The organism is Tessaracoccus lapidicaptus (genome assembly GCF_001693815.1).
GTDB classification, from domain to species: Bacteria; Actinomycetota; Actinomycetes; order Propionibacteriales; family Propionibacteriaceae; genus Arachnia; species Arachnia lapidicapta.
The window spans coordinates 37,756-50,139 of record NZ_MBQD01000020.1 but is presented as its reverse complement, the minus strand read 5'-3'; the positions used below and the strand labels follow the sequence as shown (position 1 = coordinate 50,139).

General features: G+C 71.3%; 12 protein-coding genes. 3 read left to right on the top strand and 9 right to left on the bottom strand.

Features of this window, described 5'->3' with window-relative positions; genetic code table 11:
• Positions 1 to 47: 47 nt before the first annotated feature.
• Positions 48 to 563, bottom strand: coding sequence for a transcriptional regulator NrdR (gene nrdR, locus BCR15_RS05575; protein ID WP_068751209.1), 516 nt, complete (start codon positions 561 to 563; stop codon positions 48 to 50).
• A 197-nt stretch (positions 564 to 760) separates the two neighbouring features.
• Entirely contained in the window at positions 761 to 1,090 is a 330-nt protein-coding gene (locus BCR15_RS05570) for a hypothetical protein (RefSeq protein ID WP_068751208.1), read from the bottom strand.
• Positions 1,091 to 1,291: 201 nt separating this feature from the next.
• Between BCR15_RS05570 and lexA the strand changes: the two genes are divergently transcribed.
• The gene (gene lexA / locus BCR15_RS05565) at positions 1,292 to 2,026 is read left to right on the top strand and encodes a transcriptional repressor LexA (protein ID WP_068751207.1); all 735 of its coding nucleotides are present in this window, start codon (positions 1,292 to 1,294) and stop codon (positions 2,024 to 2,026) included.
• Positions 2,027 to 2,041: 15 nt separating this feature from the next.
• On the opposite strand, the gene BCR15_RS05560 is transcribed toward lexA, so the two are convergent.
• The 4 genes from BCR15_RS05560 to miaA form a co-directional block, all read right to left on the bottom strand.
• Positions 2,042 to 3,955 carry an ATP-dependent DNA helicase gene (locus BCR15_RS05560; RefSeq protein WP_078920390.1) on the bottom strand — a complete coding sequence of 638 codons (1,914 nt, stop codon included), beginning with the start codon at positions 3,953 to 3,955 and terminating at the stop codon, positions 2,042 to 2,044.
• Positions 3,956 to 4,022: 67 nt separating this feature from the next.
• Complete coding sequence (hflX, locus tag BCR15_RS05555) at positions 4,023 to 5,489, bottom strand: GTPase HflX (RefSeq protein ID WP_068751469.1); 1,467 nt, start codon at positions 5,487 to 5,489, stop codon at positions 4,023 to 4,025.
• A gap of 66 nt (positions 5,490 to 5,555) precedes the next feature.
• Entirely contained in the window at positions 5,556 to 6,374 is an 819-nt protein-coding gene (gene dapF / locus BCR15_RS05550) for a diaminopimelate epimerase (protein ID WP_068751205.1), read from the bottom strand.
• Positions 6,331 to 7,314, bottom strand: coding sequence for a tRNA (adenosine(37)-N6)-dimethylallyltransferase MiaA (gene miaA, locus BCR15_RS05545; protein WP_068751204.1), 984 nt, complete (start codon positions 7,312 to 7,314; stop codon positions 6,331 to 6,333). The genes dapF and miaA overlap by 44 nt, the downstream gene beginning before the upstream one ends.
• 92 nt (positions 7,315 to 7,406) lie before the next feature.
• On the opposite strand from miaA, the gene BCR15_RS05540 reads away from it, so the two are divergent.
• A complete protein-coding gene (locus BCR15_RS05540; protein WP_068751203.1) occupies positions 7,407 to 7,607 on the top strand; it encodes an antitoxin in 201 nt (66 codons plus the stop codon).
• Position 7,608: 1 nt separating this feature from the next.
• Here BCR15_RS05540 and miaB read toward each other — a convergent pair whose 3' ends face one another.
• Positions 7,609 to 9,102, bottom strand: coding sequence for a tRNA (N6-isopentenyl adenosine(37)-C2)-methylthiotransferase MiaB (gene miaB / locus BCR15_RS05535; RefSeq protein WP_068751202.1), 1,494 nt, complete (start codon positions 9,100 to 9,102; stop codon positions 7,609 to 7,611).
• Positions 9,103 to 9,166: 64 nt separating this feature from the next.
• Between miaB and BCR15_RS05530 the strand changes: the two genes are divergently transcribed.
• On the top strand, positions 9,167 to 10,045 hold the full coding sequence (locus tag BCR15_RS05530) for an aldose 1-epimerase family protein (RefSeq protein WP_068751201.1): 879 nt from the start codon (positions 9,167 to 9,169) through the stop codon (positions 10,043 to 10,045).
• A gap of 4 nt (positions 10,046 to 10,049) precedes the next feature.
• On the opposite strand, the gene rny is transcribed toward BCR15_RS05530, so the two are convergent.
• The gene (gene rny, locus BCR15_RS05525) at positions 10,050 to 11,657 is read right to left on the bottom strand and encodes a ribonuclease Y (RefSeq protein WP_068751200.1); all 1,608 of its coding nucleotides are present in this window, start codon (positions 11,655 to 11,657) and stop codon (positions 10,050 to 10,052) included.
• A 231-nt stretch (positions 11,658 to 11,888) separates the two neighbouring features.
• A complete protein-coding gene (locus BCR15_RS05520) occupies positions 11,889 to 12,359 on the bottom strand; it encodes a regulatory protein RecX (protein ID WP_083196581.1) in 471 nt (156 codons plus the stop codon).
• Between the last annotated feature and the right edge of the window lie 25 nt (positions 12,360 to 12,384).

Here is a 12,384-nt window from a genome sequence, read left to right as displayed (position 1 = left end):
CGTTGTTACCTGGATGTGGTGATGAATGGCGAACCGAGCCGTGCGGCTCAGCTGATGAGTGGCTCCTGGGCCGACGCGACCTCGATGGCGGCGACCTCACGTCTGAGTTCCTTCTCCGCCGCGCTGATCTTCAGCGCGTCGATCTCCCGCTGGAAGTCGTCGACGGAGTCGTAGTTCTTGTAGACGCTGGCGAAACGCAGGTAGGCCACCTCGTCGAGCTCCTCGAGCGGACCGAGGATGGCGACCCCGATCTGCTCGGCCGGGATCTCGGCCTGGCCGGAGGACCGCAGCGACTCCTCCACGCGCTGGGCCAGCGCGGCCAGTTGCGCGGCCGTCACCGGCCGGCCCTTGCATGCCTTCGACACGCCCCGGATGACCTTGTCCCGGTTGAACGACTCGACGACGCCCGAGCGCTTCACGACCGTGAGCACGATCTGCTCGACGGTGGTGAACTTCCGCTCGCACGCGGGGCACACCCGCCGCCGGCGGATGGCCGAGCCATCCTCGGTGGCCCGCGAATCCGACACCTTGGTGTCGAGATGGCGGCAGAACGGGCAGTGCATTGGCGAGCGGACCTTCCCTGTGTGCGACGGGGGCCCTACCTTGCCACTGTGTGGCCTTAACCACAACTTGTAGGGGAATCCCACCGCTGGAACTACTAGATATAGGGAAGCCTAGGACGCGGCGCCACCACATACAAGCGCGAAACGCCCACGACTTTCGGCCAGATCGTCGTGGGCGCGGCGTGCTGCAGGGGCCGTCAGGGCTGGGACACGTGCGCCCAGGCGGGGTCTCCCGCCACGTAGCCCGTGGGGGCCTCCGCCGACGCCATCTCGGCGAACTGCAGACCCGCCACGGCCATCCCCACCGCCGTGAGAATGCCGACGCCGGCGACCTTGAGCGCCATCCATCCGGACACCGGACGAGTCACGCGACAGGAGGAGGCGGTGCGGACCCGGCCCGGCAGCGCGGGGCGGGCGGCTCGTGCGACGGGGCCACCCAGCTCTGGGCGCCCGGCGGGCGACACGGTGACCAGCCGACGGTGGCCGGCGTCGATCACCTGGTAACGGACTGCGGCGGACGCGGTCATGTCAACCTCCTAGAACGTCTGTTCGATTGAACTGTAGCGAATCCGACGCGCCGATTCAAACACCTGTGCGAACCCGTCCGATCCGGTGCCCGCGATCGGGCACGGGATGAGTCCACCGGGGACCACTGACATTTTTCGCGCATGTGCTCGACACGGGGTGTCTTATCGAACACATGTACCGGCACTGGGTAGGCTGGGGTCATGGCTGATGAGACGAAACGTCCCCGTCGCGGGCGCCCCACCAACGCCGCCATCGAGGCTGAGCTCGGATCGATGGCGCCGTTCCCGGACGGGCCGGTCGACGCCCATGGACTGACGCGGCGGCAAATGGCCATCCTGCGTGTCGTCAAGCAGTCGATCGACGAGGTCGGCTATCCGCCCAGCATCCGGGAGGTCGCCACGCGGGCCGGCCTCGCGTCCACGTCGAGCGTGACCTACCAGCTCAACGTCCTCGAGGAGAAGGGCTTCATCCGCCGGGATCCGAACCGCCCCCGTGCCGTGGTGGTGACGCTGCCGGGCGACGAGGGCATGGACTCGGCGCAGACGTTCGATGCCGCTCCCACCTCGGTCGCGGCCCCGCTCATCGGCCGCATCGCGGCCGGCGGCCCGATCCTGGCTCAGGAACAGGTCGAGGACGTCTTCGCGCTGCCGCGCCAACTGGTCGGCGACGGGCAGGTGTTCCTGCTCGAGGTCCGGGGCGACTCGATGATCGACGCCGCCATCTGCAACGGCGACTGGGTGGTGGTCCGGCAGCAGTCGGACGCGCACAACGGTGACATCGTCGCCGCCCTCCTCGATGACGAGGCGACGGTCAAGACCTTCAAGCGGCAGGACGGGAAGGTCTGGCTGATGCCGCACAACCCGGACTACTCCCCCATCGATGGGACGCACGCCACCATCATGGGCAAGGTCGTCGCCGTCCTCCGCAAGCTCTGAGCCGCCGCTGCGCCGCTACTCCGCTCCGCGGAGGCGGCGCAGCGCCTGGACCGCGATGTCGCCGTCGGTGGTCGTCCAGAAGCCGGGCAGCGAGGACTTGAGGTACTCCCCGTAGCGGGCGGTCACCAGCCGCGGATCGAGCATCGCCACGACCCCGCGGTCCTCGGAGCGCCGGATCAGGCGCCCCGCGCCCTGGGCCAGCAGGAGCGCCGCGTGCGTCGCGGCCACCCGCATGAACCCGTTGCCCCCGGCGTCGTCCACGGCCTTCTTGCGGGCCTGCATGAGCGGGTCGTCCGGGCGCGGGAACGGGATCTTGTCGATGATGACCAGCTGACACGTCTCCCCCGGCACGTCCACGCCCTGCCACAGCGACATGGTGCCGAACAGCGACGCCGACGGGTCCGCGATGAAGGTGCGGGTGAGCTCGGACAACTGTGCGTCACCCTGGCAGAGGATCCGCAGGTCGGGCAGCTCGCGGCGGCAGTACTCGGCCGCCTGCTCCGCCGCCCGGCGCGACGCGAACAACCCCAGGGTCCGCCCCTCCGCCGCCCAGATGAGCTGCGCGATCTCCGCGAGCGTCTGCTCGCTCATCCCGTCGCGGCCGGGTGGTGGCAGGCGTCGGGCCACGTAGAGGATGCCCTGCCTCCGGTAGTCGAACGGGGACCCCACGTCGATCCCCCGCCAGGCGAACTGGTCCTGGGGTTCCTGGCCGTCCTCCAGCCGATCCCCGTAGGACAGCCCCACGGCGCTGGCGGCGGCCTCGAACGACCCGCCGAGCTCCAGGGTGGCCGACGTCAGCACCGTCGGGGTCTCGGCGAAGATCTGGTTGCGCAGCAGGCCGGCGACGTTGAGCGGCGCCACGTAGGCCGACCGGCCGAACACCTCCGACTCCGTCACCCACACCACGTCCGCCTCCGAGAGCTTCGCGATCCGCTCCGCGATGTCGAAGACCTCCTTCACGGCCGACGCGGCCTGGGTCCGCTCAGCGTCGTCGGTGGCCTTGCCCAGCGCGCTCACGACCTTGCGCGCGACGTCGCGCAGCTGGGCCGCGGCGTAGACCAGCGGCGCGGACCCGGCGGTGATGCGCGCCAGCTCCGACTCGGCCAGGGCCTGGCGCAACACGTCCGCCTGGTCGAGGAAGTCGACGCCGAGGTCGTCGTCGACCCAGGTCAGGACCCGCCGGGCGGTCCGCTCGACCAGGCCGGGCGTGAGCTCGTCGGTGGCGGCGGTGGTGATCCGGCTGACCAGTTCGTGGGCCTCGTCGATGATCAGCGCCTCATGCTCGGGCAGCGCCGTGCCGCCGTGCATGGCGTTGATGGCCAGCAGCGCATGGTTGGTTACCACCAGTTGCGCGTTGCGGGCCTCCTCGCGCGACGCCTCGACGAAGCACTCGGCGCCGAAGGGGCAGTTCGCGACGCCCAGGCACTCCCGGGTGGGGATCGACACCTGGGCCCAGGCCCGGGCCGTGTGCGTGGGCGCGTCGTCGCGGTCTGCGAGCCCCTTCCGTTCGGCCTCCTCCTCGACCCACTCACGCAGGGCGAGCACCTCGGCTCCCAGCCGCGACACGTCATCGGCGCTCGGGGACACGGCCTCCGCCAGGGCGGAGCTGCCCACGAGGCTGTCCTGTTCCGCGGGCCCACCGGAGCGAGCACGGTAGAGGCAGGCGTAGTTGGTGCGGCCCTTGAGAATGGCCGCCTTGGGGCGCGTCCCGGTGACCGCCTCGACGGCGTCCAGCGCGGTGGGGATGTCCTTGCTCGCGAGCTGCGCCTGAAGGGCGAGGGTCGCCGTCGCGACGACGATGCGCTCCTCCCGGTCCACGCAGCGGGCCAGCACCGGGGCCAGGTAGCCCAAGGACTTGCCCGTGCCCGTGCCCGCCTGCATGAGTAGGTGCACGCCGTCGTCCAACGCGCGCGCCACGGAGTCCGCCATCACCTGCTGCCCCGGCCTTGCCTGACCGTGGATCTCGCCGACGGCGGCGGCCAGGATGGCGGCGTGGTCAGTCACGGGCGAAGGCCGCCAACTCGTCGGCCAGAGCCGGCATCACGCGGGCGCTCACCAAAGTACCGTCCGCCGTGTGCTCGAGCGAGTCGATCACCGCGGTCTTGTGGATCCGGTCCACGAGGTCCCCCCGCTCGTAGGGGACGAGGGCAGTGATGCGGACCTCCGGCTGCGGGAGGCGCTGTTCGATGATGGCGCGCAGCTCGTCCAGCCCGGCTCCCGTCCGGGCGGAGACCACAACGGCGTCCGGGTGGTTGGCCCGCAGCGCCAGGATGGTGGTCTCGTCGGCCGCGTCGGCCTTGTTGAGCACCAGCAGCTCGGGCACCTGTGCGGCGCCGATCTCGGCGAGCACTGTGCGGACGGCGCCGATCTGTCCCTCCGGGTCCGGGTCCGACGCATCGACCACGTGGACCAGCAGGTCCGCCTGGGACGATTCCTCCAGCGTGGACCGGAACGCCTCCACGAGGTCGTGCGGCAGGTGCCGGACGAAGCCGACGGTGTCGGTGAGGGTGTAGACGCGGCCGTCAGCGGTCTCGCTGCGCCGGGTGGTGGGATCGAGAGTCGCGAACAGCGCGTCCTCCACGAGCACCCCCGCCCCGGTCAGCCGGTTCAGCAGCGACGACTTGCCCGCGTTGGTGTAGCCGACGATGGCGACCGACGGCACCTGGTTGCGCCGCCGCTCGGCGCGCTTACCCTCGCGCGTGGCGTCCATCTCGCGGAGCTTGCGGCGCAGCTGCGCGATCCGGGTGTGGATGCGCCGGCGGTCCGTCTCGATCTTCGTCTCGCCAGGGCCGCGGCCGCCGATGCCGGCGCCGCCCGCCGCGCGGCCACCCGCCTGGCGCGACAGGTTGCCACCCCAGCCGCGGAGCCGCTGCTTGAGGTACTGCAGCTGCGCCAGCTCGACCTGGGCCTTGCCCTCGGCGCTCTTGGCGTGCTGCGCGAAGATGTCGAGGATCAGCGCGGTGCGGTCCACCACCTTGACCTTGACGCGGTCCTCCAGGTTGCGCAGCTGCGCGGGCTCGAGTTCGCCGTCGCAGATGACGGTGTCGGCGCCGGTGGCGCGGACCATGTCCGCGACCTCCTCGACCTTGCCGCGGCCGATGTAGGTGGCCGGGTCCACGTGGCTGCGCCGCTGGACCAGGCCCGCGAGCACCTCGGAGCCGGCCGTCTCGGCCAGCAGCTTCAGCTCGGCCATGGCGTTGTCCGCGTCCTCCTGAGTGCCGCTGGTCCACACGCTGACCAGCACGACCCGCTCGAGGCGCAGCTGGCGGTACTCGACCTCCGTGACGTCCTCGAGCTCGGTGCGCATGCCCGCGACGCGTCGCAGCGAGCGGCGGGCCGCCAGGTCCTCCTGACCGCCGTCGTAGTCGGGTTCGTCGTAGTCGTCCTGGGGGTAGTCACCGGCGTCGCCGTCGAGGTCCGGCATGAGGTCGTCGACGTTCTCGTCGAGGGAATGATCTGTCATCGTGCCGCCCATTGTCCCAGCCCGCGGCCGGTTACCCAAGCGCGGAGGTCGCGCCTGTGGATAACGCTAGATCCAGAACTCGCCCCGGCCGATGACGACGGCGGGTCCGGTCAGCCGCGCCTCGTCGCCGGTGAACTGGACCGACAGCTCTCCACCCGGGACGCGCACCGTCACGGGCCCCTCGTGTCCGCCGCGCGCCCGGTGGGCAGCGGCGACCGCCACGACCCCGGTGCCGCAGCTCAGGGTCTCCCCCACGCCCCGCTCGTGCACGCGCATGGTCAGCGCGTCGGGGGCGTCGACCCGCACGAACTCGACGTTGACGCCCTGCGGGTACGCCTCCGCCGGGGACCAGCGGGGCGCGCGGTGCAGGTCAAGATCCTCCAGGACGTCGGAGTCGGTCAGGAACACGACGGCGTGGGGGTTGCCGACGTCGACCTTCACCACGGGCCAAGACCGGTCCTCCAGGGTCACGGTGACGTCGTCGGGCAGCACCAGAGCGCGGCCGATGTCGGTACTGATGAGGCCGTGGCGGGCGACCTCCACGTGCTTGACGCCCGCGCGGGTGGCGACGTCGAACGCGCCCGCGTCGACCAGCTGCTCGTTGATGAGGTGGCGTGCGAACACCCTCAGGCCGTTGCCGCACATCTCCGCGACGGAGCCGTCGGCGTTGTAGTAATCCATGAACCACAGATGCGGGTCGCCCGTCCAGTCGCGGATGCTGCCCGCGCGCACCACACGGATGACGCCGTCGGCGCCGATCCCGGCGTGCCGGTCACACACCGCCCGGATGAACTCGGGATGCATGTCGTGCATGCCGTAGGAGTCGTCCAGGATGATGAAGTCATTCCGGGTCCCGTGGCCCTTGTGGAAGCTGAAACGCCGCATGCCGACCTCCTTGCGCCTGGTCGTCCGATCGTAGCGCGGCGACGATGCGGCCCACGTTCATCGGGTCACCTGCGGGGAGCCACGTGATGCGGGGGTCTCGCCGGTACCAGCCGAGCTGTTTGCGGAAGAACTGGCGCGTGGCTCGCTTGACGGCCTCCCGGGCTTCGTCCTCGCTGCAGGCGCCGTCGAGGAAGTCGACGACCTGACGGTAGCCGATGGCGCGCACGGCCGTCTGACCGTCGCGGAGTCCGGCGCTCACCAGGCCGCGCACCTCGTCGACCAGCCCCGCGCGCCACATGGCGTCGACGCGCTCCTCGATGCGGCGGTCCAGGTCCGCCCGGTCCATGGTGAGCCCGAACTGGTGCACCCCCGGCAGCTCGTAGGTCCACTGGGGCAGCTCCGCGCGATGACCGCCGGTGAGCTCGGCGATCTCCAGGGCCCGCACGATCCGCCGGCCGTTGCCGGGTTCGATCTGGGTCGCGGACTCCGGGCTCAGCTGAGCGAGCCTCGCATGCAGCGCGTGCGGACCGCCCGCCGCGAGCTCGGCCTCCCAGTGGGCCCGCACCTCCGGGTCCGAGCCGGGGAAGTCGAACCGGTCGACGATGGCCCGGGTGTACAGCGCCGATCCGCCGACCATGACCGGAATGACGCCGGCCCCGCGCAGCCGCGCGATCGTCTCCCGCGCCAGCAGCTGGAACTCGGCCACGGAGGCGCGCACCGTGACGTCCCAGATGTCGATGAGGTGATGCGGCACCCCGCGCCGTTCGGCCCTGGTCGGCTTGGCCGTGCCGATGTCCATGCCGCGGTAGACGAGCATGGAGTCCGCGTTGACGATCTCGGCGGGCCGGCCGGCCGCGGCCAGCTCGAGTGCCAGGTCGACGGCGAGGCCCGACTTGCCGGTGGCGGTGGGGCCCACGAGGACGACGAGGGGGACGTTCACGCCTGCCAGTGTGCCATCGCCCGCCCCAGACCCTTGGCCGCGACCCCCGACCGGGGCATCATGGGGCCATCCGCTACAAGAGAGGAACCGTCATGGGACTGTTCGACAACCTGGGTGACCTGGCCAAGCAGCACGAGGAGCAGGTCGAGGGCGGCATCGAGAAGGCCGGCGATGTCCTCGACGCACGCACCGGCGGCCGGTACGCCGAGCACGTGGACCGGGCGCAGGACCTGGCCAACGAGCACCTGGACCGGATGAACGACGACGCCGACCAGGATCCGCCGCAGCGCTGACTCAGCCGCAGCCGGTGGCGGCGGGCAGCGGGTCGGGCCGACCTACCGTCGGCAGTCCCAGCCCGACGCCCACCGGGCGGGGGCCCAGCGTCGCGGCCTCCCACGCGTCACCGCCCCGCGTGCGGCGCAGGTTGCGCGGCAGCTCATCCGAATTGAGGTGGTGCGGCGCGGCGTGGGTGACCCGCACGGTGGCGATGTCGCCCGGCCGGGGGCGAAGCGCCGGATCTTCCGGCACCGCGACGTGCACCAGGCGGTTGTCCCTGGCCCTGCCGCTCATCCTATTGGTCTCGGCGTCCTTGCGCCCCTCGCCGGTGGCGAACATCACCTCGACGTCCTGCCCGGCGAAGCGCCGGTTCTCTTCCCAGGCCACCTCGTTGACGAGGTCCACCAGCCGCTCATAGCGCTCCTGCGTGACCGCCTTGGGCACCTGATCGGGCATCGTCGCCGCAGGGGTGCCGGGCCGGATCGAGTACTGGAACGTGAACGCCGCCGAGAAGCGTGCGCGGCGGACGACGTCCATGGTGGCCAGGAAGTCCTCTTCCGTCTCGCCGGGGAAGCCGACGATGATGTCGGTGGTGATGGCCGCCTCGGGCATCGCGAGGCGCACCCGGTCGAGGATGCCGAGGAACCGCTCGGACCGATAGGACCGCCGCATCGCCTTGAGGATGCGGTCCGACCCCGACTGCAGCGGCATGTGCAGCTGCGGCATGACGTTGGGGGTGTCGGCCATGGCGTCGATGACGTCGTCGGTGAAGTCCTTGGGATGCGGCGAGGTGAACCGGACGCGCTCCAGCCCGTCGATCGTGCCGCAGGCGCGCAACAGCTTCGCGAACGCCTGCCGGTCCCCGAACTCGACCCCGTACGCGTTGACGTTCTGGCCCAGCAGCGTGATCTCCTGCACGCCCTGGTCCACCAGCATCTCGATCTCGGCGAGGATGTCGCCGGGCCGACGGTCTGCCTCGCGGCCACGCAGCGCCGGGACGATGCAGAACGTGCAGGTGTTGTTGCAGCCCACCGAGATCGACACCCACGCCGAGTACGGCGATTCGCGCCGGCTGGGCAGGTTGCTCGGGAACGTCTCGAGCGCCTCCTTGATCTCGATCTGCGCCTCGCGCTCGACCCGCGCCCGTTCCAGGAGGGTCGGCAGGGAGCCTACGTTGTGGGTGCCGAACACCACGTCGACCCACGGCGCCTTGCGCAGGATGACGTCCCGATCCTTCTGCGCCATGCAGCCGCCGACGGCGATCTGCAGGCCCGGATGCTCGGCCTTGATCCGGGCCATGTGGCCGAGGTTGCCGTAGAGCCGGTTGTCCGCGTTCTCGCGCACCGCACACGTGTTGAACACCACGACGTCGGCGCCGGCGCCCAGCGCCTCGGAGCGTCCCTCGGCCCGCGCGAGGCCGGCCTCCTCCAGGAGCCCGCTGATGCGCTCGGAGTCGTGGACGTTCATCTGACACCCGTAGGTGATGACGTGGTACGTGCGTGGGTCTGCCATGGTCCCACCATGCTAAACGCGGTGGTGGGGGGCGGCCGAATCACGGCTGTCGTAGGCTCTGGCCATGACGTTGAACCCCACCGGCACGCAGTACTCCATCAGCCACGGCCGCTACGGCGCCGTCGTCACCGAGGTCGGCGCCACGCTGCGCTCCCTGACGCTCGACGGCGAGGAGGTGCTGTGGACGTTCGCGGCCGACGAGGCCCCCTCGGGTTCGATGGGCCGCCAGCTGCTCCCCTGGCCCAACCGCATCCGCGACGGCCGCTACACCTTCGACGGCGCGCAGTACCAGCTGCCGATCACGGAGGTTCCCCGCACGACGGCGCTGCACGGTCTCAACGAGGGCGTCGCGTGGCAGCTCGTCTCCCACACCGACGACGAGGTGGTCCTCACGTCGCGCTACTACCCGCAGCGCGGCTGGAACGCGGTCCTGGAGGCGACGATCGGGCACCGCGTGGGCGAGGACGGGCTGACGGTCACGGTCGAGGTCACGAACGTCGGCGCCACCCGCGCCCCGTACGGCTACGGCGCGCATCCGTACCTGAAGGCGGACGTCGCGACCGCCGAACTCAGTCTCCCGTTCGCCAAGGAACTGCTCGTCGACCCCGAGCGCCTGCTGCCGATCGAGGTCGCGGACGTGACCCCGGAGCACGACTTCCGCAGCGCGCGCCCCGTCGGCGACACCGAGTTCGACACCGCGCTCACCGGCGCCGACGGCGCCTGGGAACTCTCGGTGACCACCGGCGGCAGGACCGTGACCCTGTGGGCGGACGAGTCGCTGCCGTGGGGCCAGGTGTTCACGCACCCGGACCGCGTGGCACTGGCGGTGGAGCCGATGACCTGCGGTCCGGACGCCTTCAACGAGGGTCCCACGCACGACGGTCTCATCGTGCTGGAGCCGGGCCAGGGCTCGCGTTCGGTGTGGGGCTTCCGGGTCTCCTGACCCGTCAGTGGGCGGTCTCCGTGGCGCGCGACTCGCGCACCACGGTGATCCGGATCTGCCCGGGGTAGCTGAGGTTGCGCTCGACCTCCGCGGCGATGTCGCGGGCCAGCGCGTGCGCGCCGGCGTCGTCGACCTGGTCGGGCGCCACCATGATCCGCACCTCGCGGCCGGCCTGCATGGCGTAGGCCCGCAGCACGCCCTCGTGGGCCAGGGCGATGCCCTCCAGGTTCTCCATGCGCTCGACGTACGCCTCGAGCGACTCCCGACGGGCTCCCGGCCGTGACCCGGAGATGGCGTCGGCCGCCTGGGTGAGGACGGCCTCGACGGTGCGGGGCTCGACCTCGTTGTGGTGGGCCTCGACGGCGTGGACGATGTCTTCATGCTCGCCGTGCTTGCGCAGCAGTTCGGCTCCGATGAGCGCGTGCGGCCCCTCGACCTCGTGGGTGAGCGCCTTGCCGATGTCGTGCAGGAAGGCGGCCCGCTTGCACGTAGCGACGTCGAGGCCGAGTTCGGCGGCCATGACCCCGGCCAGGTGCGCGCACTCGACCAGGTGCCGCAGCACGTTCTGGCCGTAGGACGTCCGGTAGGCCAGCGACCCCAGGATGGGCACGAGGTCGGGATGGAGGTCGACGATGCCCACCTCGGTGAGCGCGTCCTCGGCCTCGCGTTCGATCCGCTCGTGGATGCGCCGCTCGGCCCGCTCGTAGACCTCCTCGATGCGGGCGGGGTGGATCCGCCCGTCGGCGACGAGGTCGGTGAGCGTGAGGCGGGCGATCTCGCGGCGGACCGGGTCGAAGCTGCTGAGCAGCACCGACTCGGGGGTGTCGTCGATGAGCACGTTGACGCCGGTGATCTGCTCGAAGGCGCGGATGTTGCGGCCCTCGCGGCCGATGATGCGGCCCTTCATGTCGTCGCTGGGGAGATCGACGGTGGAGACGACGGACTCGCTGGTCTGTTCGGAGGCGACGCGCTGGATGGCCGTGACGATGATGGAGCGGGCCAGCTTGTCGGCCTCCCGCTTCGCCGCGCCCTCGATGTCGCGGGCCAGGGCGGTGGCCGTCAGCTTGGCCTGCCGCTCCGCCTCGGCGAGCACCTCGGCCTTCGCCTCGGCGACGGTGAGCCCGGCCACGCGCTCGAGTTCCGCGTGCACCTGGTCGCGCTCGAGGCGCAGGGCCTCGCGCTGCTCCTTCAACTGCGTGCGCTGGGCCTCGAGCCGCTGCGCCCTGGACTCCAGGCCCTCGGCCTCAGCCGACACCCGGTCCTCGCGCTCATGCAGACGCGACTCGCGCCGCTCCTGCGTGGCCCGGACCTCGCGCAGCTCGGCGCGCTGGGCGGTGAGGGAGGCCTCCATCTCGCCGCGCCGCCGCTCCACGTCGTCGAGGGCCTCGCGGGCCCGCTCCTGCGCCTGGGCGAGCAGCCGCTCGGCGTCGGCGCGGATGGTCTCCGCGGCCGCCTGGGCCGACTCGCGGATCGAGGCCATGTCCGCGCGGGACCGGCGTTCCCACGAGTCCCGCTCGAGCCGGTTGCGGACGGTGGCCCGCCACAGCAGCCACGCCAGAACGGCGGCGGCGACCACGACCACGCCTGCGACGATCCATCCGAGCTCGGGCACGGCGCCTCCTGTTGTCTGCGAACCTCCCGGTCCCGCGCACGCCGCACACACCGGTCAGCAGACGACCGACCTTCGGGGTCGGCGAGACGCGGCGGCAGCGCCGCCACGCACGGAGTCAGACAGCGGCCGAGGCCGCTGGTGAGTGTCGTTTCACTGTGCCCGGCGATCCGGGCGGGTTTATGCGGGGTCCGTGGACCTTGGCGTCGAGCCTATTCCTGACCTGTGGAAAACTCAACAGCCGTGGTCGGCGTCGGTCCACCGGCCGAGGACCTCGTCGGTCACCGAGGAGACCATGTTGCCGGGGAATCCGCGGCGCGCCAGGATTCCCATCAACCGCCGGCGGGCCACGTGCGGCTCCAGGCCGGACAGCGACCGGGCGCGACGTTCAGCGAGCGCGAGCGCCGCAGCCCGCTCGTCCTCGGGGGGCAGCGACGCCAGGGCCTCGTCCGCCAGCTCGCGGCTGACGCCCTTGGCCTGGAGCTCCTGCCGGATGCGACGGCGCCCGCGGAGGGAGTACTCGGACCGGGAGGCCGTCAAGGCCGCTGCGAACGCGGCGTCGTTGATGAGGCCCACGTCCTGGAACCGCTCGAGGATCTCCTCGGCGACGTCCTCGGGGACGTTGCGCTTCGCCATGGCCCGCCGCAGCTCCTCCGCGGAGCGTTGGCGGACGGACAGGAGATCAAGCGCGATCTTGCGGGCCACCTCGACCTGGGTGGCCCGTTCGGAC